Below are 26073 nucleotides of genomic sequence, written 5' to 3'. Positions count from 1 at the left end.
CGCCGGACGGGCTGAACAGCCCGTCCGGCGTTTGAGGACGCGCGCCGCAGGCGCGCTCAGGGGGTGCGGGGGCCTGCCCCCGCAAGAAACGGTGAAAGGGCGGGACCGGGGCTCACTCCCCCCGTCACGGGGAACAATCGCGTTAGCCGACGTGTCCCCGGAAAGGGGTATGCCATGCCACCGCACGACCCCGTCCACCACCCCCTCTTCGCCCGCTTCTACGCCCGCACCGCCCCCACCCTGGAACGCCGGGCGGGCATGACCGCCCACCGCCAGGAGTTGCTGGCCGGCCTCTCCGGGCGGGTCGTCGAGATCGGCGCCGGACAGGGCCTCAACTTCCCGCACTACCCGGACGCCGTCTCGGAGGTGGTGGCGATCGAGCCGGAGCGGCAGCTGCGCCGGCTCGCGGCGGAGGCCGCGGTGCGGGCGGGGGTGCCGGTGGACGTGGTCCCGGCCACGGCCGAGGCGCTGCCGCTGAAGAGCGAGGCGTTCGACGCGGCGGTCGTGTGTCTCGTCCTCTGCTCGGTGCGGGACGTGTCACGCGCCCTCGGCGAGCTCCGCCGGGTGCTGCGCCCGGGCGCGGAACTGCGCTTCTTCGAGCACGGCCGCGCCGAGGAACGGACCATGGCCGCCATCCAGCACGCCGCCGACCGCACGCTCTGGCCCCTGCTGTTCGGCGGCTGCCGCACCGCCCGGGACCCGCTGGGCGCGATGGCCGGGGCCGGCTTCACCGTCCGCTCCTGGCACCGGCTGCGGGTTCCCCCAAAGGGCCTGCGGCTGCCGACGTCCTCGTGCGTCACGGGAGTCGCCGTCCGTCCCGGCGCCGGGACGGACTGAGGCGGCCCGGGCGCGCCGTCAGCCTTCGTCGGGCCCCCGGACCGCCGCGGCCACCACGCCCAGGATGTGCTCGCGCCGCACGCTCCGCCCGGAGACCAGCCCGTCGAAGACCAGCCCGTCGACGCAGGCCAGCAGGGTGAGGGTGCGTCCCTCGGGGTCCGGGACGCCACGGGCGGCCAGGAATGCGCGTACCGCTTCCCGCGCCGCGTTGTCGCGGGGCACGAGGATCTCCCGCAGTTCGGGGTGGCGCACGCTCTCGACGGCGCAGGTGTACCGCGCGAGGGTGCGCCGCCGTCCCGGGCCGGTGAGGCGGAGTGCGGTGAACGCGGCGATGGCGTCGGTCAGTTCACCGTCGTCCCGGACCGTCGGCAGGGCTGCGCCGAGCTCCTGCAGTTCCGCCTGGTCGAGGGCGACGAGCCGGCGGACCAGGGCGTCGAGCAGCGCCCGGCGGGTACGGAAGTACGCCGAGGTGGTGCCGAGCGGGAGGTCCGCGGCCCGGTCGACGGCGCGGTGGGTGAGGCCGCGCATCCCCTCGTCGGCCAGGACGGCGAGGGCCGCGTCGGCGAGGACGGTGCGTCGTTCGGTGGCCACCACCCCTTTCTACCGCAGGTGAAGCCCTGCCCTATGATCCTTCTACAGCTGTAGAAAACACAGCCGGATCGCATTCGGGTACGGAAGGGGACGGACATGGGCAGCAGCGCGGTGGTCGTCGGCGGGGGAATCGGCGGGCTGGCGGCGGCCGTCGGACTGCGCCGCGTCGGCTGGGAGGTGACGGTCGTCGAACGCGCCCCCGTCCTCGGCGACGCGGGCGCGGGCATCTCCCTGGCGGCCAACGGCATACGCGCCCTGGACGCCCTCGGCGTCGGCGAAGCGGTGCGCGCCGCGGCCCGCTTCCAGTACACCGGCGGGACGCGCACCCCCGACGGGAGGTGGCTGGCCCGGATGGACGGCGCGGCGCTGGAACGCGAGCTGGGCACGCCGATCGTCGGCATTCCCCGCGCCGCGCTGCACGAGATCCTGCGCTCCGCGCTGCCGCGCGAGTGCCTGGTCATCGGCGCCGAGGTGACGGGCGTCGACGGGTCCGGCCCGTCCCGCGCGCGGGTCACGTACGGGGACGAGGTCCTGGAGGCGGACGTGGTCGTGGCCGCCGACGGCGTCGGCAGCCGCCTGCGCGGCCTGCTGTTCCCCTCCCACCCCGGCCCCGCCTACAGCGGGTCGACGGTGCTGCGCGCGATCACCGAGCGTCCGGTCGGCCTCCGGACCGACTTCGAGCTGACCTGGGGCCGGGGCGCCGAGTTCGGCCATATCGCGTTCGCCGACGGCCGGGCCGAGTGGCACGCGGTGCTCAACTCCCCCGCGGGCCTGCGCCCCGCGGACCCCCTCGCGGCGCTGCGGCGGCGGTTCGGCGGCTGGCACGACCCGGTCCCCGCCCTGCTGGACGCCACCCGGCCGGACGACGTCCTGCACCACGACATCCACGAGATCGCGTCCCCGCTCCCCTCGTACACCGCGGGCCGCGTCGCCCTCCTCGGCGACGCCGCCCACGCAATGACGCCCCACCTCGGACAGGGCGCCTGCCAGGCGCTGGAGGACGCGGTCACCCTGGCCGCCGCCCTGGGCGACGCGCCCACGGTCGTCTCCGCGCTGACCCGTTACGACGCCGCGCGGCGCCCCCGGAGCCAGGCCGTGGCCCGCGCCGCCCGGCAGGCCGGACGCCTCGGACAGCAGCTGGACCGGCCGCTCGCGATCGCCCTGCGCAACACGGCGTTCCGGCTGGCCCCGTCGGGCACCGCGGTGCGCGCGGTGCTGCGGCACGCCGCCTGGACGCCGCCGCGGCTGGGCTGACGACCCGAGGGCTCTCCTGCGGCAGGGCTGACCACCGGAGCACCCGAAGCCCGGACTCAACTGTTCCGTCCAGACCACCCGTTACCGGACCGGCAACGGAAACGGTGGGACGGCCACCCTGATCGACCTCCGCATACGCCCCGCGACGACGTCCTGCACTTCTGGAAGGAGGCACGACCACAACGGGATCGCCCGCCCGGTCACCCGCGACCCGGACGCCCTGCTGCCGGCCCACTCCGGCGGCGAGCTGGTGGGCACGCCCAGCGCGGGCTTCGCCGGCTGCCGCTGCCATCTCTACCGGCTCGCCGTCCACCCGCCGGAATGTGGCGAGGGCCTTGCTGACGGCCGCCGAGGAGCGGTTCGCCGCACTCGGCGGAAGGCGAGGCGACGTGATGGTGCCAGCCCGCAACGAGTCGGCCCACCCGGCGTGGCGCGCCGCGGGCCACGCGCCCGAGCCGCAGTGGAGCCGCTGGGTCAAGCACCTGTGAAACCCGGGCCCGAGACCGTCACTTATCGGAATCTGCCAGCAGCCAGTGGGAGCCCCGCGAGGTCCAACCGAGGAAGCGCCGCCCGCCGTCCGAGTCCGCCGGTCCGCCGTCCGCGGCCCGGCGCAGGCCGGTCAGGGCCGGGGCCAGGCGGGGGGCGACGTGGCGGGGGTGGCGGTCCGCCTCGTCCTCCAGCCACGCGATCGTCCTCGCCTGCGCGGCCGGAGAGCAGAGGGACAGGAAGAACACCATCTGACGCCACGCGTACGCCGCGTCCTTGATCGTGGGCGCCGGCCTGGGATTGCCGTGCACGCGGGCCGCCAGCCGGCACACGGTGGTGAAGGAGCGCCGGGCCAGGTCCTCCCAGCCGGGCTCGGGGCGGATGCCGACCGGGCCGGCCAGGGTGGCCAGGTTGTGGGTGGTGAGGATCTGGGCCTGCTCGATGACCCTGCCGTTGGCCGCCGTCGACCAGGCGTCGCCCCCGTCGCCGACCCGCTCGAAGCACAGCTTCATGAATCCGGGTGAGCTGCGCGGCGGCCGGGAGCAGCCCTGCGCCTCGGCCGCCTCGGCGATCGCGAGGTCACGGACCGCCGCGTAGTCGATGCCGTAGTAACGCTCGTACAGCGAGCCGGCGAGCAGTTCCGCGGCGATCCTCGCCGCCACCAGGTACGTGGGCGAGAAGGTGCCCTCGAAGATGTCGGCGGCCAGCTCCGCCACGAACGGCGCGCCCAGGTCGGCCTGCCGGGCCAGCACGCCGAGTTCACGGACCAGCGGGTTGGGCAGGATCGTGCCGGGGAACGCCTGCACGGCCAGCTCACCGAGCTGGCGCAGCACGGCGTGCGCCGGCTCCTGGCCCACTCCTTCGACGCGGTGCCGGGCGACCGCCGCCACCCAGGGCAGTTCGTCGGCCCGCACCTGTCCCGCGAGGTTGCGCAGGAGGAGCGAGCGGCGCCTGCGGAACGCCCGGTAGTTGGCGGCCATCAGGGTGCGCAGCGCCTCGTCGGGGTACGCCTGCGCGGAGGTGACGGCGACCAGTTGCGGCACCAGTTCGGCCAGGACCTCGGCCGAGGGCACGACGCCGCGTTCGACGAGCGTGCCGACGGGGGCGCTCAGGGCGGTCTCCACGACGAGCCGGACGGCCGGGGGTATCGCCGCTCCGGCCGGCAGCCCGCTTTCCCGTGCCTCGGCGGCGGAGACGTCGGCGACCAGGGGTGCCACGTCGGCCGCCCCCGACTCCTGCGGGAGCGCGGACAGCCGGCGCAGCACGAGCTGGGCGAGGGCGTGGTGCGAGGGCACGGCCGCCTCCGCCGCCTGCCGGGCGCGCAGCCGCGTGTGCGGTACGGAACCCGGGCGGCCGCGCCGGCGCACCATGGACTCCACCGCGTGTCGCAGCAGACCCAGCCGCCGGGCGTCCAGCGGCCGTCCGGCCGCGGCCTCCTCCAGGGCGCCGAGCAGGATGCCCAGGTTCTCCTTCGGGTCGCGGTGCTTGGTGCAGCGGGTGTGGGCGGCGGCGAGTTCCCGGTAGCGGCGCAGGAGTTCGGCGCCGCGCTCCCGCCAGGCGTCGTCGGGCACGTGCTCCGGGACACGGCCGGATCCGGCGGCCTCCAGCCAGTGGGTGAGCAGTTCGTCGCCGAACGGCTGCCAGACGGTGAGCGCCTCGCGCTGGGTCTCGACGGCGGCGTGGGGCTTGCGCCGGGCCAGGGACGCTCCGGCGTCGCCGACCGTGCGCCGGTGGACCGCCCGGACGTCCGGTGCGGGCAGGGCGGACGGGCGGGGCGTGAAGCGCAGCCGGCCGGCGAACGGCGCCAGAGTCTCGACGAGTTCGAGCGCCCCGGCCGTGTCCCCGGCCCGGACCAGCCACGCCACGGTCAGCAGCGCGGCCTCCTCGGGGACGGCGATCTCGTACCGGCCGCTGTCGAGCAGCGCGTACAGGCGGGCGAGGCCCGGCTCGGTCAGGCCGTGCGCGAAGAGCGCCCCGCGCTCCGCGGGCACCCCCGCCAGGTCCGCCGCCTCGCGCTCGTACGGCTGGAGCGGGCCCTCCGCACTCGCGGCGGAGGTGGCGAACCCGCCCCGGACGACCTCGGGAGTCACCCAGGCGGGCAGCCCGGCCACCGGCGTGCGGGAGCCTACGGTCAGGCTGCCGTCGGTCATCCCGGCGATCACCGCCCGCCAGCGGTCGGCGCGGTGCGCGGCACGGCGCCGGGTGTCGGCGTCGCCGTGCGTCCGCGAGGTGAGCAGGGCCTCGGCGAGCCGTGCCCGCGGATAGGCCGGGGAAAGCTGCTGTTCGACGTCGTCGTTCATAAGCCGACGTGACGGGTTCTGCCCCCGTGCCCTCCGGGACCAGAGCCCGGTGCTCTCCTGCTGAGCTACACGTCGTCAGGCGGCAGATTAGACGTCCGTGCGGGGCGGGAACAAACGCTTTCCCCGGGACATCGGACCATCATCGAATGCTTTGCCTTTCCTTTACCATGGGCGGTTCATCTGCTTTTCGGGGAATCCGCTTCCCCGTGACCCGCAGTGCCCGTCTCCTCGTGAAACGTGAAAGGTGTGAGCGTCCTCCCATGGGCGAGCCTCCCAGTGGTTCCGGCGTCCGACATCGCGCGCCCGTCCGGCCTGTGCATGATCATGGGACGGAGGTGACCCGATGACCGAAGTGCTCCTGCTGGTGCTCACCGTGGTGCTGACCCTCGCCTGCGCCGTCTTCGTCGCCGCCGAGTTCTCGCTCACCACGGTCGAGCGCGGTGAACTGGAGCGGGCCGCCGAGGGCGGGGACCGGCGCGCGCAGGGTGCGCTGCGGGCCGTCCGGGGCCTCACCTTCCAGCTGTCGGGCGCCCAGCTCGGCATCACCGTCACCGGTCTGGTCATCGGCATGATCTCCAAGCCGTCCCTGGCGACCCTGCTGACCGGCCCGGTCGAGGCGCTCGGGCTGTCGCGCTCGGTGGCGTCCTCGGTGGCGCTGGCCCTCGGGACCCTGCTCTCCACCGTGGTGCTGATGGTCGTCGGCGAGCTGATCCCCAAGAACTGGGCGATCTCCCGTCCGCTGCCGGTGGCCCGGACCGTGGCCGGGCCGCAGCGCGCCTTCTCCGCCCTCTTCCGGCCGCTGATCCGGCACCTGAACGAGTCCGCGAACCGGGTGCTGCGCCGGATGGGCGTGGAGCCCGCCGAGGAACTGGCCACCGCGCGCGGCCCCCGGGAGCTCGCCGCCCTCGCCCGCCACTCGGCCCGCGAGGGTGTACTGGAGCCGGACACCGCCGAGCTGTTCATCCGCACCCTCAACCTCGCCGACCTGACGGCGGAGAACGTGATGACCCCGCGGGTGCAGGTCACGGCGCTGGACGAGCGCGCCACCGTCGAGGACGTGGCGAACGCCACCCGGGCGACCGGCCTGTCCCGCTTCCCCGTCTACCGGGGCAGCCTCGACGCCGTCGTCGGCGTCGCGCACATCAAGGACGTGCTCGCCGTCCCGGCCGACCAGCGCCCCCAGCGCCCGGTGGCCGCCCTCCTGCGCGAGCCGCTGCTCGTCCCGGCGTCGCTGACCGTGGACCGGCTGCTGGACCGGCTGTCGGCCAAGCGGAGCATGGCCGTGGTGATCGACGAGTACGGCGGCACGGCCGGCGTGGTGACGCTGGAGGACATCGTCGAGGAGGTCGTGGGCGAGGTGCGCGACGAGCACGACCCCGTCGAACGGCCCGACCTGGCCCCGGCCGGCACCGATCCGGAGGGCAGGACGCGGTACGACGCCGACGGAGCGACCCGTACCGACGATCAGCTGGACGCCATCGGACTGCGGGTGCCCGAGGGCCCGTACGAGACGCTGGCCGGGCTGATCGCCACCGAGCTCGGCCGGATCCCGGCCGTCGGGGACACCCTGGAGGTGGCCGGCTGGCGGATCGAGGTGACCGACGCGTCGGGCCGGCGCGCGGCCCGGGTGCGGCTGACCGCCCCACCGCCCGACGGTAAAACGGGCGGCGCGGAGGCCGGCCGATGACCGGGGTGCAGTTGCTGATCGGCCTGGCGACGCTGGTCGCCAACGCCTTCTTCGTGGGCGCCGAGTTCGCCCTGATCTCGGTGCGCCGCGGCCAGATCGAGCCGTACGCCGACCGGGGCGACCGCCGGGCCCGCCGGGTCCTGTGGGGGCTGGAGCACATCTCGGCCCTGATGGCGGCGGCGCAGCTGGGCATCACGCTGTGCACGCTGGTCCTCGGCGTGGTCGCCGAACCGGCCATCGCCACCCTGCTGGAGCCGGTCCTGCACGCGGCGGGACTGCCGTCCGGGGGCATCCACGCGGTGTCGTTCGTGATCGCGCTGGCGGTCTCGACCTATCTCCACATGCTCTTCGGCGAGATGGTGCCCAAGAACATCGCGCTCGCCGAGCCGGTGCGCACGGCCCTCTTCCTGGGCCCTCAGCTGGTGGCACTGTCGCGAACGCTGCGGCCGGTGGTCTTCGCCATCAACCAGCTGGCCAACGGCGCCCTGAAGCTGCTCAGGGTGGAGCCGAAGGACGAGGTGGCGGCGGTCTTCTCGGACGACCAGCTGGCCCGCATGGTGGCCGACGCGAGCGCGGCCGGGCTGCTGGACGAGCGGTCCACGGAACGGCTGCGGGACGCGCTGGAGCTGGGCAAGCGGCCGGTCGCCGATGTGGTGCTGCCGGTCGAGCGGGTGGTCGCGGCCCGCTTCGGGGTGACCCCGGAACAGCTGGAACAGCTGGCCGCGCGGTCCGGTTTCTCCCGTTTCCCGGTGATCGACGACAGCGGCCGGATCCTCGGCTACCTGCATGTGAAGGACGCCCTGGACGCGACGCCCCGCGACGTCCCGTTCCCGCTGCGGCGGATGCGGACCATCGCCCAGGTACGGGCGGACACCCCGCTCGACGACGTCATCACCGCGATGAGCGGCACCGGCGCCCACCTCGCGGCCGTGCTCGGCGCCGACGACCGGCTGGCCGGGCTGGTCACGCTGGAGGACGTGCTCCGCCAGTTGGTGGGCCGCCGGGTCTGAGACGGGCGGGAAGAGGGGTGCGGGCGGAGAAGGACACAGCGTAGGATCACCGCGCGATGCGGACGAATGCCATGTACACCGAGCCCCCCGAGTTCACCAGTTTCGTCGCGGTCGGCGACTCCTTCACCGAGGGCATGTCGGACGTGCTGCCGGACGGTTCCTACCGGGGCTGGGCCGACCTGCTCGCCGGCCGGCTCGCCGCTCGCACCCCCGGTTTCCGGTACGCGAACCTCGCGGTGCGCGGGAAGCTCATCGGGCAGATCGCCGACGAGCAGGCGGCGCCCGCCGCGGCGCTGGGCGCCGACCTGGTGACGCTGGTCGGCGGGCTCAACGACGTCCTGCGGCCCAAGTGCGACGTCGACCTCGTCTGCGCCCGGCTGGCCGAGGCGGTGGAACGGCTCGCGCCGAGCTGCCGGCAGCTGGTGCTGATGCGCAGCCCGGGGCGGCGCGGCCCGGTCCTGGAGCGGTTCCGCCCCCGCATGGAGCGGCTGTTCGGCTTCATCGACGAGCTGGCCGGGCGGCACGGTGCCGTGGTCGTCGACCTCTTCGGCGCCGAGGTGCTGGGCGATCCGCGGCTGTGGGCCGAGGACCGCCTCCATCTGAACGCCGAGGGGCACCGCCGGGTCGCCGAGGCCGTCTGGCAGGCGCTCGGCCACCCGGCGGAGACCGACTGGCGGGAGCCCCTGCCGCCGGCCGTCCGCCCCGGCTGGACCACGCGCCGCGGTGCCGACCTGCGCTTCGCCCGCGAGCACCTGGGGCCGTGGATCGGCCGCCGGCTCACCGGCCGTTCGTCGGGGGACGGCCGGGCGGGGGCGCACTTCGGCACCGAGCTCGGGGAGGCGTTCTTCGTCACGCCCGCCGCGGACCCGCCGGGCTGTGTCACCGGGTGGCAGCGCTGGATGCCGTCGGCGGACACGACGCCCCGTACCGGCCGGCCCTCGTAGGAACGCACCACCCGGACCACCGCATGGGTCTGCGCGTTCCGCCAGTAGACTTACGTCACGTGACTGCTCCTGTGTCTTCTAAGCCCCGCATCCCGAACGTGCTCGCCGGCCGCTACGCCTCCGCCGAGCTCGCCGTCCTGTGGTCCCCCGAGTACAAGGTGACCCTGGAGCGGAAGCTGTGGCTCGCCGTGCTCCGCGCCCAGAAGGACCTGGGGATCGAGGTGCCGGACGCCGCCCTCGCCGACTACGAGCGGGTGCTCGACCAGGTCGACCTCGCCTCGATCGCCGAGCGGGAGAAGGTCACCCGGCACGACGTCAAGGCCCGCATCGAGGAGTTCAACGCCCTCGCCGGGCACGAGCACGTGCACAAGGGCATGACCTCGCGCGACCTCACCGAGAACGTCGAGCAGCTGCAGGTCCGGCTCTCCCTGGAGCTGATGCGCGACCGCACGGTCGCGGTCCTGGCCCGGCTCGGGAAGCTGGCCGCCGGCCACGCCGAGCTCGTCATGGCCGGCCGCTCGCACAACGTCGCCGCCCAGGCCACCACGCTGGGCAAGCGCTTCGCCACCACCGCCGACGAACTCCTCGTCGCCTTCGGCCGGGTCGAGGACCTGCTGGCCCGCTACCCGCTGCGCGGGATCAAGGGCCCGGTCGGCACCGCCCAGGACATGCTGGACCTCCTCGGCGGCGACGCCGGGAAGCTGGCGGAGCTGGAGCGGCGGATCGCGGGGCACCTCGGCTTCGGGCACGCCTTCACCTCCGTCGGGCAGGTCTACCCGCGGTCACTGGACTACGACGTGGTCACCGCGCTGGTGCAGCTGGCCGCCGCGCCGTCCTCGCTCGCCAAAACCATCCGGCTGATGGCCGGGCACGAGCTGGTCACCGAGGGCTTCAAGCCGGGCCAGGTCGGCTCGTCGGCGATGCCGCACAAGATGAACACCCGCTCCTGCGAGCGCGTCAACGGCCTCATGGTCATCCTGCGCGGCTACGCCTCGATGACCGGTGAGCTGGCGGGCGACCAGTGGAACGAGGGCGACGTCTCGTGCTCGGTGGTGCGCCGCGTCGCGCTGCCGGACGCGTTCTTCGCGCTCGACGGCCTGCTGGAGACGTTCCTGACCGTCCTCGACGAGTTCGGCGCGTTCCCCGCCGTCGTCGCCCGGGAGCTGGACCGTTATCTGCCGTTCCTCGCCACCACCAAGGTGCTGATGGGCGCGGTGCGCGCGGGGGTCGGCCGCGAGGTCGCCCACGAGGCGATCAAGGAGCACGCGGTGGCCTCCGCACTGGCCATGCGCGAGCGGGGGGCCGAGCGGAACGAGCTGCTGGACAAGCTGGCCGCCGACGAGCGGATCCCGCTGGACCGGGCCGCGCTGGACGCGCTGATGGCGGACAAGCTGTCGTTCACCGGTGCCGCCGCCGATCAGGTGGCGTCCGTGGTCGCCCGCGTCGAGGAGATCGTCAAGGCCCGCCCGGAGGCCGCGGCGTACGCGCCGGGCTCCATCCTCTGACACACGAAACCTGAGAACTCCGACGCATGACACCCGAAGAGCTCGAAGCCGCCCGCGACCGCCTCGTCCCCGATGTGGTCGCGGACGGTCTCCACGTCCTCTTCTGCGGCATCAACCCCGGGCTGATGTCCGCCGCCACCGGCCATCACTTCGCCCGGCCGGGCAACCGGTTCTGGCCCGTGCTGCACACCTCCGGCTTCACGCCGCGCCGGCTGCACCCGTCGGAGCAGCACCTGCTGCCCGAGTACGGCCTGGGCATCACCAACGTGGTGGCCAGGGCGACGGCACGGGCCGACGAGCTGAGCGACGAGGAGTTCCGCGAGGGCGGCCGGCTGCTCGTCGAGAAGGTGGAGCGGCTGCGGCCCCGCTGGCTGGCAGTCGCCGGGGTCACCGCCTACCGGACGGCGTTCGGCGACAAGCGGGCCCGGATAGGGCCGCAGGACCGGACCATAGGCACCACCAGGATCTGGGCCCTGCCCAATCCCAGCGGTCTCAACGCGCACTGGTCGCTCACGACGATGGCCGAGGAGTACGGGCGGTTGCGGGCGGCGGCCGACGGCCGGTGAGCCGCCGGGCGGACGGGATCCCTCAGCCGTGGCCGAGGACCCGGTTGCCCGGGGCCTCGGGATCGGTGCTGGTGTAGAACTCCCAGACGGCGTTCTCCCACTCGGCCAGCGTCAGCCGGCCGTCGCCGTCCACGTCCAGCAGGGAGAACGCGGCCAGCGCCTGGTCCTGCGGGATGCCGACCGCCTGCTGGGCCGCGGTGAACTCGTCGGCGTCCACGGTGCCGTCGCCGTCCTGGTCGGTGACGGCCAGATGTGCCCTGACCGCCGGTTTCACCATCGACCGCAGCGTGCCGTCCTCCCGCGCGGCGTCCAGCGCGGCCACGAACGCCGGGCAGTCCACCCGGCGGACCCCGCCGTCGGGCGTGTGCGAGACGATGCCCTTCCAGTAGACGTCGGCGGCGTCCTCGGCGTTCCGGGTCAGCGGGTCGTGCGCCGGTACGCCGAAGGCGTCGGCCAGCTGTCTGGCCCGGCCCCGGACGTCGTCCTGGCTGATGAACCCGTCATCGTCCACGTCGAGCTGACGGAACCGGTGCTCGTACTTCTGTCTCAGCACATCACTCACGTCGCGTGCCTCCCTCTCGCGGGCCGGGGTCCTGACCTGCCTCCACTGTGGGGGCGCGGCCCCGGACCGACGGGGGCGCGGCCGCGTGAACCGCCGTCAAAGGTGCCCGGGTGGAGCACGGCCGGGCGGCACCGGACCTCGCCGCCCCCGGGCGCACCGGCTACGATCCGGTGCGGCAAAGGGCGAGCAAAAGAACGAAGGGCAGGAGGCGGCGACGTTGGGGCGGCTCACCGGCGGGGACCCGTCCCTGCTGCGTCGGATCAATTCGGCCGTGGTCCTGCACGCCCTCCGGGCCGCCGCGCCCGCCGCGTCCCCCACGTTCACGGACCTCGTCAAGGCCACGGGCCTGTCCCGGCCGACGGTGGAGGGCGTGGTCGAGGGGCTGATCGAGTCGGGTCTGGTGGCGGAGGCCGCCGCGGCGGAGGGTGAGGCGCGGCGCCAGGGGCGTCCCGCGCGGCGGTTCCGGTTCCGGGTGGAGGCCGGGCACCTGCTGGGCATCGAGATCGGGGCGCACCGGGTGGCCGTGGTGCTGTCCGACCTGAGCGGCCGGGTGACCGGGTCCGCGTCGGCGGAGGTCACGGAGACGGCGTCGGCCGACGAGCGGCTGGAGCGGGTACGGACCTCCGTCGCCGAGCTGCTGCGGAGCTCGGGTGTGCCGCGCGGTGCGCTGCGGGCGGTGGGGGTGGCCAGTCCGGGCATTGTGGAGGCGGACGGGACGGTCCGGCTGGGGACGGCGCTGCCGGAGTGGACGGGTCTGCCGCTCGGGGAGCGGCTGCGCCGGTCGTTCCGCTGTCCGGTGCTGGTGGAGAACGACGCGAACGCGGCCGCCGTGGCGGAGCACTGGAAGGGCGCGGCGCGGGGTGTGGACGACGTCGTCTTCGTGCTGGCGGGGCTCAGTCCGGGCGCCGGTTCGCTGATCGGCGGCCGGCTGCACCGCGGGTTCGGGGGCGCGGCCGGGGAGATCGGGGCGCTGCACCTGCTGGGCCGCGAGGCGACGCCGGAGGAGGTGCTCTCGCCGACGGACGAGCCGCTGCACCCGCTGGACGAGGCCCAGGTGGTCCGGGTGTTCGCGCTGGCCAGGGATGGTGACGAGCGGGCGCGGGCCGCGGTGGAGCGCTATCTGCGCCGGCTGGTGCACGACGTGGCGGCGCTGGTGCTGGCGCTCGACCCGGAGCTGGTGGTGGTGGGCGGCTGGGCCGCGGGGGTCGGCGGGGTCCTGGACCCGCTGCGCACCGAGCTGGCGCGCTACTGCCTCCGTCCGCCGCGGGTGGCGCTGTCGCTGCTGGGCGACTCGGCGGTGGCGACGGGCGCGCTGCGGCTGGCGCTCGACCATGTCGAGGGCGAGCTCTTCGCGGTCGAGCGGACGGCCACCGCGCGCTGATCCGGGAGCCGGCGGGCGTCAGCTCGCCAGCAGGCCGACCGGGTCCCCCTCGCCGAAGGTGAGCCGGCAGGTGTCGGCCCGGTAGGTGGCGACGGACACGGCGGCGGTGCGGCCGTCCGCGAAGTAGCGGGTGGTGACCACGAGGACGGGCGCGCCCGGCAGCCGGTCGAGCTGCTTGGCGTCCTCGGCGCGGGCCGAGCCGAGCTCGACGGCGCGGTCGTGGCCCTCCAGCCGGAGCTCCTGGAGCGCGCCCAGGACGGCGAGGGCGCGGGCCGGCCCGGAGGCCGTCTCGGGGAGGTCGAGTCCGGGGACGCCGGCGGCGGGGACGTAGAGCAGTTCCGCGGCGACGGGCTGGCCGTTGCTGCTGCGGGTGCGGCGGACGGTGTGCACCACCTCGTCGCGGCCGGTGCCCAGGAGCAGGGCGACGGCCGCGGGCGGGACGGCCTCGGCGCTGCCCACCGGCTGCCAGTCGTCGGCGGTGGTGCCGGGCCAGGCGTGCTCTGCGTCGGCGGCGACGCCCACGCGCGGCGGGGCGACGGTGGTGCCGACGCCGCGGCGGCGCTGGAGGCGTCCTTCCAGCTCCAGTTGTTCGAGCGCCTGGCGGAGGGTGGCGCGGGCGACCCCGAAACGGGCGGCCAGATCACGCTCGTTGGGCAGGATCTCCCCCACCGCGAACTCCGAGTCGAGCGCGTCGCTGAGCACCGTTTTCAGGTGCCAGTACTTCGGCTCGGGCGCCGTTTCCAGCTGCGTCGTCCCCACCCTCATCCTCCGCAAAGGCTTTTCGCGCGCTTCTTTATTAAAGGTTGTTGCAGTATGCCTGTGACCATAGGACGGTGTGCGAACTTGGTCAAGACCAATGCGATGTCCCGTCGGAGCTGGTGCGGACCTTTGGGCACCCTCGGTGACCGTCGGCGGGCCGCGCCCGGCCGCGTACGGAAGTCCGGTGACGAACAGTCGTCGAAGGCGGGAAGAAAGGGGTGTGAGCGGCGCGCGGGGGGCGCACGCGGGCCGGCCGGGGCGCCGGGGCGGTTCCGGCAGCACGGTGGTGCATGCACGGGTCTACCCCGGAGTAACCGTTGCTGACATCCTGTCTAAAAGATTCCCGAGGAGCAGCAGGAGCCGACCTCATGGGCGCACCCTTGCAGACCGCGACGTTCTCCCTCGACACCCCCTCCGGGCAGCGCGGAGCCGAGGTGGTCTACCGGCGCGCCGGCGAGGGCGACCCCCTCGTCCTGCTGCACGGCATCGGGCACCACCTCCAGGCCTGGGACCCGGTGTTCGACATCCTCGCGGCCGAACACGACGTCGTCGCCCTGGACCTGCCCGGCTTCGGCCGCTCCCCCGCCCTCCCCGCGGGCGTGCCGTACGACCTGCCGAGCACGGCCGCGGTCCTGCGCGCGTTCTTCGAAACCCTCGGCCTGGACCGGCCGCACGTCGCCGGCAACTCCCTGGGCGGCCTGATCGCCCTGCAACTCGGGCACGAGAAGCTCGTACGGACCGTCACGGCCCTCTCCCCCGCCGGGTTCTGGACGGAGTCCGAGCGCCGCTACGCCTTCGGCGTGCTCGGCGGGCTGCGCAACGGCGCCCGGCGGCTGCCGCCCGAGCGCCTCGCCCGGCTGGCCGCCACCTCGGCCGGGCGGGCGGCGCTCGTCAGCCTGGTGTACGCGCACCCCGGCCGCCGTCCGGTCGACGCCGTGATCGCCGAGGCGAGCGCGCTGCGGGACGCCGTGGGCTTCGAGGCCACCCTCGCCGCGGGACGTACGGTCCTGTTCACACACGAGGTCCCGGACCTGCCGGTCACCATCGCCTGGGGCACCCGCGACCGGGTGCTGCTGCGCCGCCAGGGGATCCGCGCCCGGCAGGTGATCCCCGGCGCCCGGCTGGTGCGGCTGCCGGACTGCGGTCATGTGCCGATGAGCGACGACCCGGCGCTCGTGGCACGCGTCGTGCTGGACACCGCGCGCTGACGCGGCGGGCCGGGGCGGGAGCCGGACGGGAAGCCCTTTCCGTTGCGTCATAGGATCTCCGGACCAGCACAGCACGAACTTGGGGGATTCGCAGTGGCTTCCACCGCGCGCACCGTCCTCGTCCCGGCCGCCGTGGCCGTGACGCTGATCGCCGGCCTCACGGCCTGCGGCTCCGATTCCGGTTCCGGCAAGGACGACGAGCAGACGAAGAAGAAGGCGGAGAAGTCCGAGCAGATCGCCTGGCAGGGGGCGGCGATACCGGGCCTGGCGGCGAAGCCGGCGTGGACCGTTCCGCCGGCGCCGGGCGGCGCGTCGGTGTTCGCCGTCGGCGACGCCTTCGCCGTGGTGACCGACAACGCCGGGGCGCGGGGCAAGGACGACGAGTCCCCGTCGCAGCGGGAGGGCGCCAAGACCATCACATTCCGGGACGCGAAGAACGGCGCCGTCCGCCGGACCGTCAAGGTGCCCGACGCCCGGGTCTCGGCGGACACCTGGCACGGCGCCCCGGCCCTCCGCGTGGACACCACCTCGAAGACCGCCTCCGACGGGATGACCTCGGACAAGAGCACCACGGTCGCCGAGATCTACGACGGGCAGGGCAAGAAGCTCGGCAGCACCCCCGTCACCGGCGCCCCGGTCTCGGACGGCTGGGCCGTCAAGGGCGACACCGTCGGACGGATCGGAAGCGGCGCGACGAACAAGCTCGACGCGCCCGGTGAGCCCCGTGCCCTCCAGGGAGCCGCGCCGTCCAAGGACCTCTTCCACTTCGCCCAGCGGCAGCGGACGTTCGGGGGCGACCACGCCTTCTCCTACGAGGAGGTGGAGCGCGGCACCTTCAACCACATGAAGCGCCTGGTGGTCACCGACCTGGCGACCGGCAAGAAGGCGTGGACGTCCAGCGAGGCCGGCCGCCCGGACCAGGCCATCCCGGAGAACAAGTCCCACGACGTCAACGTCGTCCCGGTGACGGTCGTCGGCGACCGGATCGTCCTGGCCTGGCAGACCAAGGGCGAGGATCGCTCCTCCTTCGAGCCCTGGGTCATGTCGGTGAACGACCTCAAGTCCGGCCGCCTGCTGACCACCGGCCCGGTCGTCGAGGCGGACGCCCCCGGCTCCATGCGGGACTTCGGCGACCCCGTCACCAACCCCACCTTCCTGGTCACCCACGACACGTCCACCGGCACCGTCGTCACAGCGGGCCAGTCGGGGATGGGACAGCCGTGGCTGGCCACCGCCTGGGACCTCAACAGCGGCCGGCGGCTCTGGTCCCAGGCGAAGGACGAGAAGACCTTCGCGATCCTGACCTCCGGCGACGGCGTCGTCTACGGCTACACCGACGTCGGCCCAGGGCCGTACTCGGACCCGATCGCCGTCGACGTGAAGACCAAGAAGGTCCTGGCGAAGACGCTCGACAACAACCAGGTCCCGGTCTTCAGCACCGACGGGCACGGCGCGGTCTCCGTGGAGCGGGGCGTGTTCGTCTTCCCGCGCGCCTGAACCGGGCGGGGCGCGGGGCCGGGTCCCGCGCCCCGGATCTCACCGGGTCAGTTCCAGGGATTGGCCGGCTGGTCGTTGATCGCCGTCCAGAAGCGGGTGCCGGCGGGTACGTCCCCGGCGGCCCAGTAGCTCCAGCCGCCGGAGTTCTCCAAGTTGGTTCCGTATCTCCCGTCGTGGAACTCGGCCATGCGCCAGCCGGCCCCGAAGTTGTTCGCGCAGACGCCGTCGGCGACCGCGCGGCTGGTCAGGCGGGTGCCGCGGATCGGTCCTGTGGCCGCGACGGTGCCGCGGGCCCAGCCCGCGTAGAAGCCGGGGGTGATGCCGGCGGGGACGGGACGGCCGTCGACCTTGAGGCACAGGAGCGGGAGCGCGGAGGTCGTGGCGGTGTCGCCCTGGTACGGGTTGCTCAGGGGGCCGCCGCCCACCTGGACCGTGCCGCCGGGGCCGTCGGCGAGCAGGGTCCAGGTCATGGCCTTGCCGTTGGAGGCGGGGGCGGGCGGGGCGGCCGTCGCGGGGCCCGCCAGTGCCCCGGCCGCGGCCAGGGCCGCCGCTCCGAGGGCAAGGACCGTCTTCACCGAGCGCATGACTTCTCCTTCACTGCCGTGACATGAGACGCATGGCGGTACGGTCGGGAATTCTCCACGCCCTTCACAGAACCTCCAAGGGGAGAACCGGACACCACCCCGCCCGCTCCCCGCGGAACAGCCGGGCGTCAGAGCCGTCCCAGGGCGCGGGTCACGAACCGTGCCCGCTCCCCCACCGTCGTCCGGGGCAGTTCGACCGTCTCGTAGCCGAACTCCGCGTACGCGGTCACCATCGCCTCGTGAGTGCGGACCGCCTCCTCGTAGGACTGCTTCCGTTCCGTGTCGCGCTCGTAAATCTCGGGCCAGGGTGGCGCGACGAAGACGCGGTGGTGGTACCGGTGGCGGTGCGCGGCGGTGACCATGTGGCCGGGCACGGGGCGGCCCTCCAGGCGGAGGTAGCCCACGATGTCGGGGACGCCCCGGTCGAAGAGGACGGTGCCGGGGCGGGCCGCCGCGTCGTGGTACGAGCGCAGTTCCCAGCAGAGCATCAGTTCCGCGAAGAGGCCGGGGTCCGTCCAGGGCAGGCCCCGGCCTCCGATGGCGACCTGGTCCTGGATGACGCCCCGCCCAGCCTCCCGGGAGCGGTCGAAGCCCACGTTCTCCAGGGCGTCGATCAGTGTGCTCTTGCCGGCGCCCGGCCCTCCGGTCACCACGACGAAACGTCCGGAATCCATCCGCCCCCGCCTCCCCTGCCGATCACAGTCCGTCCGACCGTACCCCCGGGGCGCGTCGCCCGTGACGGGCACCCCCGCGGCTGGCAGGGTGGACGGACCTCGACGGACTCGACGGAAGTGGGGTGCGGTGTCATGGCCGAGCAGGTGGACGTCGTCGTCATCGGCATGGGCCCGGGCGGTGAGCACATCGCGGGCCGGCTGGCGGACGCGGGGCTGCGGGTGGTGGGGGTGGAGGCGGAGCTCGTCGGCGGCGAGTGCCCGTACTGGGGCTGTGTGCCCAGCAAGATGATGATCCGGGCCGGCAACCTGCTGGCCGAGGGCCGCCGGATCCCCGGCATGGCGGGCACGGCCCAAGTGGTCCCCGACTGGGCGCCGGTCGCCTCGCGGATCCGCGACGAGGCCACCGACGACTGGAACGACCAGGTCGCCGCCGACCGGTTCACGGACAAGGGCGGCAGGCTGGCGCGCGGCCGGGGGCGGCTCGCCGGGCCCGGGCGGGTGGAGGTGGACGGGCCGCGGGGCGGTGTCTTCGAGGCCGCGCGCGGTGTGGTGATCGCCACCGGCACCACACCGCAGATCCCGCCGGTTCCCGGGCTGGACGGCGTGCCGTACTGGACCAACCGGGATGCCGTCGCCGCCAAGGAGCCGCCGCGGTCGCTGCTGGTGCTGGGCGGCGGCTCGATCGGTGTCGAACTCGCCCAGGTGTACGCCCGTTTCGGGACCCGCGTCACCGTGGTGGAGGCGATGGACTCCCTCGTCCCGGCGGACGAGCCGGAGTCCGCGGGGCTGCTCGCCGAGGTGCTGGAGGCCGAGGGCCTGACCGTGCGGACGGGCGCGCGGGTGACCGCGGCCCGGCACGACGGCGAGGAGTTCACGCTGACCCTGGAGGACGGCGAGGAACTGACGGGCGAACGGCTGCTGGTGGCGACCGGCCGCCGGGCGGACCTGTCGGACCTCGGCCTGGACACCGTCGGCCTCGACCCGACGGCACGGTCGCTGCGGACGGACGGCCGGATGCGGGCCGGGGACAACCTGTGGGCGGCGGGGGACGTGACGGGGCACGGCGCGTTCACCCATGTGGCCATGTACGAGGGCGAGATCGTCGCCCGGGACCTGCTGGGGGAACCCGGCCCCGAGGCCGACTACCGGGCGCTGCCCCGCGTCACCTTCACCGACCCCGAGATCGGCGCCGTCGGGCTGACCGAACGGCAGGCCCGCGACCGGGGCCTGCGGGTGCGGACCGGCCTCGCGCAACTGCCGTCCTCGGCACGCGGCTGGATCCACAAGGCCGGCAACCAGGGGCTGGTCAAGCTCGTGGCGGACGCGGACCGCGGTGTCCTCGTCGGGGCCACGACGGCCGGTCCTGCGGGCGGCGAGATGCTGTACGGGCTGGCGGTGGCGGTCCAGGCGCAGGTGCCGGTCGACACACTGCGGCACATGATCTACGCGTACCCGACGTTCCACCGGGGCATCGAGGACGCGCTGCGCGCGCTGCGGACGGACGGGTAGGGGCGCGAGGCTCCGGGTGCCTCAGCCCTCCTCGCGCGCCGTCCGGTCGGCGTACCGGACGCGCGCGAGGTCGCGCACGTCGCCGAGCGTGCCCCACTCGTTCTTGCCGAGCCGGGAGAGCGGGCGCATACGGGTGATCTCCGGGTGCCCGTCGACCAGGACGGACTCGCTGATCGCGGCGTGCACGACCCGGCCGAGGACGACGGTGGAGTTGCCGAGGCACAGGGTGCTGTGCAGCTCGCATTCGAGGGCGACCGGCGAGTCCGCGACCCGGGGGGCCTTCACCCGGAGGCTGGGCTCCGGGGCCACGCCGACGGCCTCGAACTCGCCGATGCCGGGCGGGAAGTCGGTGGCCGTGTCGTTGATCTGCCCGAAGGACCCCTCCGGAGCCAGGTTGACGACGAACTCCCGGGTCGCCTCGACATTGCGGAGCGTGTCCTTGCGGCCGACCGAGGTGAACTGCACGATCGGCGGCTCCACACAGGCGATGGTGAAGAAGGAGTGCGGGGCGAGGTTGGCCACCTCGCCGTTCGCGGACACCGTGGACACCCAGGCGATCGGCCGGGGCACCACCACCGCCGTCAGGAGCCGGTAGACGGAGGCCGGGTCGGTGGTCTCGATGTCGTAGTCGACGCGCATACCGCCAGTATCCCTGCCCGGGACGCATGCGGTGGCGGCCAGGTCCTGTTCCCCGGATCGCTGTTGACAAACCTCTCGAACACCTTTTTGAGGGGCAAGTGGAGCAAAAGCGTCCTTAATTCACCAGACGCGTCTTTTACCCGTCGGACACAAGGCGTTCGTGATCACGCAACACCGGTTCGGCACTGTGGACGGCATGACCGACACCGACGCGAGTCCCGGCAGCGGCCCCGGCCGCCCGCACCACTGGCGGCGCGACCTGGCGGAAGTGGCCGCCCTGTTCACCGCGGTGGCCGCCGCGGACTGCGTGGCCGACACCGTGGCGCACGGCCCCGACGGGCCGGTCCTGCTGGTCGGGTCGGCCGCCGCGCTGCTGGCCACGGCGGCGTTCCACACCTGGTGGCACCGGCGGCGGCGCCGCGCCGCGTCCCCCGTCCCCGTCGCCCCGGCCGCGTCGCCCGGGGGCGACGACACCGCGCTGTGGCGCATGCGCACGACCGTCCGGGACGAGCCGGGCAGCCTGGCGGCCCTCTGCCTGGCCCTGGCGGGGCGGGGCGTCGACATCCTCGCCCTCCAGACGCATCCGCTGGCCGAGGGGACGGTGGACGAGCTGCTGCTGCGCGCCCCGGCCGCGACCGCCTCCGACGAGCTCGTCCGGGCCGCCGTCGAGGGCGGCGGCAGCGGGACGTGGCTGGAGCGGGCGGACGCCCACGACCTGGTGGACGCCCCGACCCGGGTGCTGCGCCTGGCGACCCGCACCGCGCTGGACACCGCGGAACTGCCGCTCGCGCTCCGGCAGTTGCTCGGCCGGTGCACGATCCGCTCGGTGCCGGCCGGTACGGCGGACGCCCCGGCGGTGCCGACGGAGGGCGAGTGGCAGGAGACCGTGCTGCGGCTGCGCGACCCGTCGGGCGGCACCATCACCGTCGAACGGCCGTACCTGCCGTTCACCCCGGCGGAGTTCGCCCGCGCCCGCGCGCTCGTCGAGCTGGAGGCACGGCTGGGGCCGCGGGTCCCGGAGCGCAGCGACGTGCTGACGCTGCCCGCCGGGGACGAGGTGACCGTCCGGCGGGCCGGTCCTGGCGACCTCGCGGCGGCCCGGGCGATGCACGAGCGCTGCTCCCCGGCGACGCTCGCCCTGCGCTACCACGGCCCCGTGCGGGACGTCGCGGCCGCCGACCGCTATCTGGGCCACCTGCTCGGCCCGCGGTTCGGGCGGACCCTGGGCGCGTACACGTCGTCCGGCCGGCTCGTCGCCCTCGGGCATCTGCTGTGGGACGGCGAGGAGACGGAGGTGGCGCTGCTCGTCGAGGACGCGTGGCAGCGGCGCGGCATCGGCGGTGAGCTGCTGGGCCGGCTGGTGGCGATGGCGGCCGGGGCGGGCTGCGAGAGCGTGTACGCGGTCACGCAGGCGTCCAACACCGGCATGGTGGCGGCGATGCGCGGGCTGGGCCTGCCGCTGGACTACCAGGTCGAGGAGGGGACGCTCGTGGTCACGGCCCGGCTCGACCGGGCTCCCGTGCCCCGCGCGCCCGGCCTCGCCTCCCGCACCACCCCGGGCGTCTGACAAAACCGCCGTGACGCGGAGGCCCCCGGCGTACGAGGATGCTCCCATGCCGAACACCACCAGCACCCAGCTGCCCCGCCAGGTCGCCGACGCCTACGTCGACGCCTACATCGAGCTCGACCCGATCACCGGTACCTACCTCGGCGTGGCCTCCAGCGCCCGCCGGCTGCCCGACTTCTCGCCCGAGGGCCAGGAGGCCCTGGCCGGTCTGGCCCGTACGACGCTGGAGCGGCTGGCGGAGGCGGAGAAGCTGCCCGGCGCGGACAGCGACGCCGAGCGGCGGTGCGGGCGGCTGCTGCGCGAGCGGCTGACCGCCGAACTCGCGGTGCACGACGCGGGCGAGCCGCTGCGGGCGATCAGCAACCTCCACTCGCCGCTGCACTCGGTGCGCGAGGTCTTCACCCTCATGCCGGTGGAGACCGCGGACGACTGGTCCGCGGTCGCCGAGCGGCTGCGGGCCGTGCCCGCGGCGCTGGACGGCTGGCGGGCCTCGCTCGCGGAGGGGCTGAAGCGCGGGATGCCGGGCGGACCGCGGCAGGTGGCCACCGTGCTGGAGCAGCTCGCGGAGTGGATCGGCACCGACGGAGGGTGGTTCGCCGACTTCACGGCCGCCGGTCCCGAGGAGCTGCGGGCGGAGCTCGACGCCGCGGCGGCGGTGGCGACCGGCGGCCTGACCGACGTCCGCGACTGGCTGCGCGACGTCTACGCCCCCGGCGTCGAGGGCGCCCCGGATGTGGTGGGCCGCGAGCGGTACGCCCGCTGGGCGCGCTACTGGAACGGCACGGACCTCGACCTGGAGGAGGCCTACGCCTACGGCTGGTCCGAGTTCCACCGCCTGCTGGCGGAGATGCGGACCGAGGCCGAGAAGATCCTCCCGGACGCCCGGACGCCCTGGGAGGCGCTGGCCCACCTCGACGAGCACGGCACGCACATCGAGGGCGTGGACGAGGTCAGGAAGTGGCTGCAGGATCTGATGGACGAGGCCGTCGAGGCGCTGGACGGCACCCACTTCGAGCTGGCCGAGCGGGTCAAGCGCGTCGAGTCCCGGATCGCCCCGCCCGGCGGCGCGGCGGCCCCGTACTACACGGCGCCGTCGGAGGACTTCTCCCGCCCGGGCCGCACCTGGCTGCCGACCATGGGCCTGACCCGCTTCCCGGTGTACGACCTGGTGTCCACCTGGTACCACGAGGGCGTGCCCGGCCACCACCTCCAGCTCGCCCAGTGGGTGCACGTGGCCGACCGGCTCTCCCGCTACCAGGCCACCCTGGGCCAGGTCAGCGCCAACTGCGAGGGCTGGGCGCTGTACGCCGAGCGGCTCATGGACGAACTGGGCTACCTGACCGACGCCGAGCGGCGGCTGGGCTACCTGGACGCCCAGATGATGCGGGCCGCCCGCGTGATCGTCGACATCGGCATGCACCTGGAGCTGGTGATCCCCGCGGACTCCCCCTACCACCCCGGGGAGCGCTGGACGCCGGAGCTGGCCCAGGAGTTCTTCGGTCTGCACAGCAGCCGTCCGGCGGACTTCGTGGAGAGCGAGCTGGTCCGCTACCTGGGCATGCCGGGCCAGGCGATCGGCTACAAGCTCGGCGAACGCGCCTGGCTGACCGGCCGCGAGGCGGCGCGCAAGGCCCACGGCGACGCGTTCGACGCCAAGGCGTGGCACATGGCGGCGCTCTCCCAGGGGTCGCTGGGCCTGGACGACCTGGTGGCGGAGCTGTCGGCACTGTGAGGTCAGGGTCCCCGGATGGGACCTGTGATCCTCTTCTGCCGCGACCCGCTCTCCCCCCGCCGCACGGACCCGCACTTCGCCGCCGAGGCGCGGGCCGCCGGTGAACAGGGCCTGCGGGTCGCCCGGATCGACCACGACGCGCTCCTCGCCGGGGACACGGCGGGGGCGGTCGCCGGCGTGCCCCGGGACGCGGGAACGGCGTGGTACCGGGGCTGGATGGTGCCCGCCGGCCGCTACGCGGAGCTGGCGGGCGTCCTCGCCGGGCGCGGTGTGACGCTGCTGACCCCGGCCGGGGACTACCGGCGGGCCCATGAACTGCCCGGCTGGTACGGGGCGTTCGCCGACGTCACCCCGCGGAGCGTCTGGTTCCCCGCCGAGCCGGGGCAGGTTCCCGGTGCGGCGCGGCTGGCGGCGGGGGCCGCCCGGCTCGGCGTCGGCCCCGCGGTCGTCAAGGACTATGTGAAGTCCCGCAAGCACGAATGGGACGAGGCATGTTACGTGCCCGACCTCGCGGACACGGACCGGCTGGCGGCGGTGGCCGGCCGGTTCGTGGAGCTCCAGGGCGCATTCCTGGCAGGCGGTGTGGTGCTGCGCTCCTTCGAGCGCTTCACGGCGGCGGGCGAGGCGCGGGTGTGGTGGGTGGACGGCCGTCCGGTCCTGGTGACCGCGCACCCGGACACCCCGGACCGGCTCCCCGCACCGGTGCTCGACGCGGTGGCGCCGTGTGTCGCCGCGCTGGGCTGCCGGTTCGTCACCACGGACATGGCGCTCCGGGAGGACGGTGTGTGGCGGGTGGTGGAGGTGGGGGACGGCCAGGTGAGCGGCCTGCCGCGGAGCGCGGATCCGGCGGCGCTGCTCGGGGGCTCGCCGGGGCCTGAACTCCGTCCCCCTGACCGGCGTTGCCGCTGTTCAGCAACCGCAGGCCCCGCCGTCCTCGGGCGCGGTCAGCGGGTCCGGCGGAAGCCGCCGCTTCCCCTCCCACGTCTCCACCTCGTACCCCTCGCGGATCCAGTACTCGATCCCGCCGAGCATCTCCTTCACCCGGTACCCGAGGCGCGCGAGCGCCAGCGCCGCCCGGGTCGCGCCGTCGCACCCGGGGCCCCAGCAGTGGACGACGACCGGCCGGGCCGGGTCGAGGAGTTCCGCGGCCGACCGGGGGATCCGGGCCGTGGGCAGGTGGACGGCGCCCGGTACGTGCCCCTGGTCCCAGCCGGGCGTCGTCCGCGAGTCGACGACCGTGAAGTCGGCGGCCCCGGCGGCCAGCGCGGCGTGGACGTCGGCGACGTCCGTGTGGAAGGCGAGGCGGGCGGCGAAGTAGGCGGCGGCATCGGCGGGTTCGGCCGGCGGGGTGGCGAGGACGGAGGAAGGAGTCGCTGTCATGACCATGAATCTACGGCGCCCAAAAGCCTGTGCGAACCCGTGATCCACGGGGGTCACGCCGCCCTACCGGTGAATCGCCGGTATGAGCACCCTACGGCCGCCCTTTCCCCGGAACGACCGGCGGGGCGGAGCGAGGGGCGGCCACAGGCGTGACATTTCGGGCATCCGGCCTGGAGCGAAGCGTGTGATCCCCGGCAAAGACCCTTGAACAACCGGCGATCCACCTGCTAGACACCGCTCATGACCGATCATTCCCCCGACGCCACGGACTGGCGCATACTCGACGCCCTGCAGAGCAACGGCCGCGTCGGGTACGCGGAGTTGGCGCGGATCGTGAACATGTCCTCCAGCGCGGTGACCGAGCGCGTCCGGCGGCTGGAGGAGGCGGGGGTGATCGACGGGTACACGGCGGTGGTACGGCCCGAGCGGCTGGGCCTGAGCGTGCTCGCCTTCGTCCGGCTGCGCTATCCGAACGGCAACTACAAGCCCTTCCACGACCTGGTGGACTCGACGCCGGAGATCCTGGAGGCGCACCACGTCACCGGTGACGACTGCTTCGTCATCAAGGTCGCCGCGCGGTCGATGCGCCACCTGGAGGAGGTGGCGGGCCGGATCGGGGCGCTGGGCTCCGTCACCACGAGCGTCGTGTACTCGTCGCCGCTGAGCCGCCGGGCGTTCAGCCCGTCGGAGCCGCCGTCCGGTGCCGGACGGCCGAGCCCGACCGCTCCTTGACGACCCGGAGCTGCGCGGGGATGCGCTGCCGCAGGTCGGCGACGTGGCTGACGATGCCGACGGTGCGGTCGCGTTCGCGCAGGGAGTCCAGGACGTCGAGGACCTCGTCGAGGGTCTGCTCGTCCAGGCTGCCGAAACCCTCGTCGATGAAGAGGGTGTCCAGGCGGGTGCCGCCGGCCTCCTCGGTGACGACGTCCGCGAGGCCGAGGGCGAGGGCGAGGGAGGCGAAGAAGGTCTCTCCGCCGGAGAGCGTCGCGGTGTCGCGTTCGCTGCCGGTCCAGGCATCGATGACGTGCAGCCCCAGGCCGGAACGGCCGCGTCCGGTACCCCGGGCGTCGGAGTGGACGAGGGTGTAGCGGCCGCCGGACATACGCCGCAGGCGGACGGTCGCGGCGGCGGCGACCTGCTCCAGCCGGGCGGCGAGGACGTACGACTCCAGGCGCATCTTCCGCTCGTTGTGGGCGGAGGTGCCCGCGGCGAGGGCGGCGAGGTCCGCCACCCGGTGGTACTCCTCGCGCAGCGGGGCGAGCCGGAGCGCGTCGGCCGCGGCCTCGGCGGAGAGCCGGGCGAGGGCGTCGCGGCGCTGCCGGGCGTCGGCGTCGCGGGCCGACGCGGCCCGCAGCCTGCGGACCGCCGCGTCCGCCGCGGCGTCGGCCGCCTCCGGGTCGG

Annotated in this window: 23 protein-coding genes, 1 tRNA gene and 2 pseudogenes; 16 read left to right on the top strand and 10 right to left on the bottom strand. The window is 74.3% G+C overall.

The features are described from left to right. The first annotated feature begins 174 nt into the window (after positions 1–174). Entirely contained in the window at positions 175–837 is a 663-nt protein-coding gene (locus tag HN013_RS11270) for a class I SAM-dependent methyltransferase (RefSeq protein WP_171165795.1), read from the top strand. Between the two features lie 18 nt (positions 838–855). Here HN013_RS11270 and HN013_RS11265 read toward each other — a convergent pair whose 3' ends face one another. After that, positions 856–1428, bottom strand: a complete 573-nt coding sequence (locus HN013_RS11265) for a TetR/AcrR family transcriptional regulator (protein WP_171165793.1) — start codon at positions 1426–1428, stop codon at positions 856–858. A 96-nt stretch (positions 1429–1524) separates the two neighbouring features. On the opposite strand from HN013_RS11265, the gene HN013_RS11260 reads away from it, so the two are divergent. Together HN013_RS11260 and HN013_RS11255 are read left to right on the top strand one after the other, a co-directional pair. After that, positions 1525–2682 carry an FAD-dependent monooxygenase gene (locus HN013_RS11260; protein WP_171165791.1) on the top strand — a complete coding sequence of 386 codons (1158 nt, stop codon included), beginning with the start codon at positions 1525–1527 and terminating at the stop codon, positions 2680–2682. 133 nt (positions 2683–2815) lie between these two features. Next, positions 2816–3170: pseudogene (locus HN013_RS11255) on the top strand (GNAT family N-acetyltransferase). 18 nt (positions 3171–3188) lie between these two features. Here HN013_RS11255 and HN013_RS11250 read toward each other — a convergent pair. Both HN013_RS11250 and HN013_RS11245 read right to left on the bottom strand, forming a co-directional pair. Further along, entirely contained in the window at positions 3189–5468 is a 2280-nt protein-coding gene (locus tag HN013_RS11250; protein WP_171165789.1) for a hypothetical protein, read from the bottom strand. 3 nt (positions 5469–5471) lie between these two features. Then, positions 5472–5543 (bottom strand) — tRNA-Gln (locus tag HN013_RS11245). A 268-nt stretch (positions 5544–5811) separates the two neighbouring features. On the opposite strand from HN013_RS11245, the gene HN013_RS11240 reads away from it, so the two are divergent. From HN013_RS11240 to mug, 5 genes are all read left to right on the top strand, one after another. After that, complete coding sequence (locus HN013_RS11240; protein ID WP_171165787.1) at positions 5812–7155, top strand: hemolysin family protein; 1344 nt, start codon at positions 5812–5814, stop codon at positions 7153–7155. After that, positions 7152–8165: a hemolysin family protein gene (locus tag HN013_RS11235; protein ID WP_171165785.1), complete on the top strand. Its 1014-nt coding sequence runs from the start codon at positions 7152–7154 to the stop codon at positions 8163–8165. The genes HN013_RS11240 and HN013_RS11235 overlap by 4 nt, the downstream gene beginning before the upstream one ends. Positions 8166–8221: 56 nt before the next feature. After that, the gene (locus HN013_RS11230; RefSeq protein WP_171165783.1) at positions 8222–9109 is read left to right on the top strand and encodes an SGNH/GDSL hydrolase family protein; all 888 of its coding nucleotides are present in this window, start codon (positions 8222–8224) and stop codon (positions 9107–9109) included. A 71-nt stretch (positions 9110–9180) separates the two neighbouring features. Continuing rightward, complete coding sequence (gene purB / locus HN013_RS11225) at positions 9181–10614, top strand: adenylosuccinate lyase (protein ID WP_171166078.1); 1434 nt, start codon at positions 9181–9183, stop codon at positions 10612–10614. 26 nt (positions 10615–10640) lie between these two features. Then, a complete protein-coding gene (gene mug, locus HN013_RS11220; RefSeq protein WP_171165781.1) occupies positions 10641–11180 on the top strand; it encodes a G/U mismatch-specific DNA glycosylase in 540 nt (179 codons plus the stop codon). Positions 11181–11202: 22 nt separating this feature from the next. Here the strand turns inward: mug and HN013_RS11215 are convergent, their stop codons facing one another. Continuing rightward, the gene (locus HN013_RS11215; RefSeq protein ID WP_171165779.1) at positions 11203–11742 is read right to left on the bottom strand and encodes an EF-hand domain-containing protein; all 540 of its coding nucleotides are present in this window, start codon (positions 11740–11742) and stop codon (positions 11203–11205) included. 217 nt (positions 11743–11959) lie between these two features. On the opposite strand from HN013_RS11215, the gene HN013_RS11210 reads away from it, so the two are divergent. Further along, on the top strand, positions 11960–13123 hold the full coding sequence (locus HN013_RS11210) for an ROK family protein (protein WP_171165777.1): 1164 nt from the start codon (positions 11960–11962) through the stop codon (positions 13121–13123). An 18-nt stretch (positions 13124–13141) separates the two neighbouring features. Here HN013_RS11210 and HN013_RS11205 read toward each other — a convergent pair whose 3' ends face one another. Beyond that, positions 13142–13882, bottom strand: a complete 741-nt coding sequence (locus tag HN013_RS11205; protein WP_171165775.1) for a GntR family transcriptional regulator — start codon at positions 13880–13882, stop codon at positions 13142–13144. Positions 13883–14250: 368 nt separating this feature from the next. On the opposite strand from HN013_RS11205, the gene HN013_RS11200 reads away from it, so the two are divergent. Together HN013_RS11200 and HN013_RS11195 are read left to right on the top strand one after the other, a co-directional pair. Further along, positions 14251–15090: an alpha/beta fold hydrolase gene (locus tag HN013_RS11200; protein ID WP_171165773.1), complete on the top strand. Its 840-nt coding sequence runs from the start codon at positions 14251–14253 to the stop codon at positions 15088–15090. A 93-nt stretch (positions 15091–15183) separates the two neighbouring features. Next, the gene (locus HN013_RS11195) at positions 15184–16587 is read left to right on the top strand and encodes a hypothetical protein (RefSeq protein WP_171165771.1); all 1404 of its coding nucleotides are present in this window, start codon (positions 15184–15186) and stop codon (positions 16585–16587) included. 47 nt (positions 16588–16634) lie between these two features. On the opposite strand, the gene HN013_RS11190 is transcribed toward HN013_RS11195, so the two are convergent. Beyond that, entirely contained in the window at positions 16635–17171 is a 537-nt protein-coding gene (locus tag HN013_RS11190; protein WP_212764231.1) for a hypothetical protein, read from the bottom strand. Positions 17172–17299: 128 nt separating this feature from the next. Next, positions 17300–17845, bottom strand: coding sequence for an AAA family ATPase (locus HN013_RS11185; protein ID WP_171165769.1), 546 nt, complete (start codon positions 17843–17845; stop codon positions 17300–17302). A 132-nt stretch (positions 17846–17977) separates the two neighbouring features. Between HN013_RS11185 and HN013_RS11180 the strand changes: the two genes are divergently transcribed. Beyond that, a complete protein-coding gene (locus tag HN013_RS11180) occupies positions 17978–19354 on the top strand; it encodes an NAD(P)/FAD-dependent oxidoreductase (RefSeq protein WP_171165767.1) in 1377 nt (458 codons plus the stop codon). A gap of 21 nt (positions 19355–19375) precedes the next feature. Here HN013_RS11180 and HN013_RS11175 read toward each other — a convergent pair whose 3' ends face one another. Further along, entirely contained in the window at positions 19376–19993 is a 618-nt protein-coding gene (locus HN013_RS11175; protein WP_171165764.1) for a flavin reductase family protein, read from the bottom strand. A gap of 196 nt (positions 19994–20189) precedes the next feature. Here HN013_RS11175 and HN013_RS11170 point away from each other — a divergent pair, with 196 nt between their 5' ends. The 3 genes and pseudogenes from HN013_RS11170 to HN013_RS11160 form a co-directional block, all read left to right on the top strand. After that, positions 20190–21560, top strand: coding sequence for a GNAT family N-acetyltransferase (locus HN013_RS11170; RefSeq protein ID WP_171165762.1), 1371 nt, complete (start codon positions 20190–20192; stop codon positions 21558–21560). A 46-nt stretch (positions 21561–21606) separates the two neighbouring features. Further along, on the top strand, positions 21607–23292 hold the full coding sequence (locus HN013_RS11165; protein ID WP_171165760.1) for a DUF885 domain-containing protein: 1686 nt from the start codon (positions 21607–21609) through the stop codon (positions 23290–23292). Positions 23293–23307: 15 nt separating this feature from the next. Further along, positions 23308–24150: pseudogene (locus HN013_RS11160) on the top strand (ATP-grasp domain-containing protein); the annotation flags it as partial. Positions 24151–24201: 51 nt separating this feature from the next. On the opposite strand, the gene HN013_RS11155 reads toward HN013_RS11160, so the two are convergent. Further along, a complete protein-coding gene (locus HN013_RS11155; RefSeq protein WP_171166073.1) occupies positions 24202–24678 on the bottom strand; it encodes a rhodanese-like domain-containing protein in 477 nt (158 codons plus the stop codon). A 234-nt stretch (positions 24679–24912) separates the two neighbouring features. On the opposite strand from HN013_RS11155, the gene HN013_RS11150 reads away from it, so the two are divergent. Further along, a complete protein-coding gene (locus HN013_RS11150; protein WP_171165758.1) occupies positions 24913–25404 on the top strand; it encodes an Lrp/AsnC family transcriptional regulator in 492 nt (163 codons plus the stop codon). Here the strand turns inward: HN013_RS11150 and HN013_RS11145 are convergent. Beyond that, positions 25349–26073: SbcC/MukB-like Walker B domain-containing protein (locus tag HN013_RS11145; RefSeq protein ID WP_283247545.1), on the bottom strand; the 725-nt coding region annotated here is incomplete at its 5' end. The two genes, HN013_RS11150 and HN013_RS11145, sit on opposite strands and share 56 nt — an antisense overlap.

The organism is Streptomyces sp. I05A-00742 (genome assembly GCF_013055795.1).
In the GTDB taxonomy this organism is placed as follows: domain Bacteria; phylum Actinomycetota; class Actinomycetes; order Streptomycetales; family Streptomycetaceae; genus Streptomyces.
This window is presented reverse-complemented; position numbering and strand designations above follow the sequence as displayed.

What these genes read in the sequence shown, in the direction of transcription:
- HN013_RS11270 (WP_171165795.1), top strand. Translation starts at nt 175, where the DNA reads ATGCCACCGCACGACCCCGTCCACCACCCCCTCTTCGCCCGCTTCTAC.
- HN013_RS11260 (WP_171165791.1), top strand. Translation starts at nt 1,525, where the DNA reads ATGGGCAGCAGCGCGGTGGTCGTCGGCGGGGGAATCGGCGGGCTGGCG.
- HN013_RS11250 (WP_171165789.1), bottom strand. Translation starts at nt 5,468, where the DNA reads ATGAACGACGACGTCGAACAGCAGCTTTCCCCGGCCTATCCGCGGGCA.
- HN013_RS11240 (WP_171165787.1), top strand. Translation starts at nt 5,812, where the DNA reads ATGACCGAAGTGCTCCTGCTGGTGCTCACCGTGGTGCTGACCCTCGCC.
- HN013_RS11235 (WP_171165785.1), top strand. Translation starts at nt 7,152, where the DNA reads ATGACCGGGGTGCAGTTGCTGATCGGCCTGGCGACGCTGGTCGCCAAC.
- HN013_RS11230 (WP_171165783.1), top strand. Translation starts at nt 8,222, where the DNA reads ATGCGGACGAATGCCATGTACACCGAGCCCCCCGAGTTCACCAGTTTC.
- mug (WP_171165781.1), top strand. Translation starts at nt 10,641, where the DNA reads ATGACACCCGAAGAGCTCGAAGCCGCCCGCGACCGCCTCGTCCCCGAT.
- HN013_RS11200 (WP_171165773.1), top strand. Translation starts at nt 14,251, where the DNA reads ATGGGCGCACCCTTGCAGACCGCGACGTTCTCCCTCGACACCCCCTCC.
- HN013_RS11190 (WP_212764231.1), bottom strand. Translation starts at nt 17,171, where the DNA reads ATGCGCTCGGTGAAGACGGTCCTTGCCCTCGGAGCGGCGGCCCTGGCC.
- HN013_RS11185 (WP_171165769.1), bottom strand. Translation starts at nt 17,845, where the DNA reads ATGGATTCCGGACGTTTCGTCGTGGTGACCGGAGGGCCGGGCGCCGGC.
- HN013_RS11180 (WP_171165767.1), top strand. Translation starts at nt 17,978, where the DNA reads ATGGCCGAGCAGGTGGACGTCGTCGTCATCGGCATGGGCCCGGGCGGT.
- HN013_RS11175 (WP_171165764.1), bottom strand. Translation starts at nt 19,993, where the DNA reads ATGCGCGTCGACTACGACATCGAGACCACCGACCCGGCCTCCGTCTAC.
- HN013_RS11170 (WP_171165762.1), top strand. Translation starts at nt 20,190, where the DNA reads ATGACCGACACCGACGCGAGTCCCGGCAGCGGCCCCGGCCGCCCGCAC.
- HN013_RS11165 (WP_171165760.1), top strand. Translation starts at nt 21,607, where the DNA reads ATGCCGAACACCACCAGCACCCAGCTGCCCCGCCAGGTCGCCGACGCC.
- HN013_RS11155 (WP_171166073.1), bottom strand. Translation starts at nt 24,678, where the DNA reads ATGGTCATGACAGCGACTCCTTCCTCCGTCCTCGCCACCCCGCCGGCC.
- HN013_RS11150 (WP_171165758.1), top strand. Translation starts at nt 24,913, where the DNA reads ATGACCGATCATTCCCCCGACGCCACGGACTGGCGCATACTCGACGCC.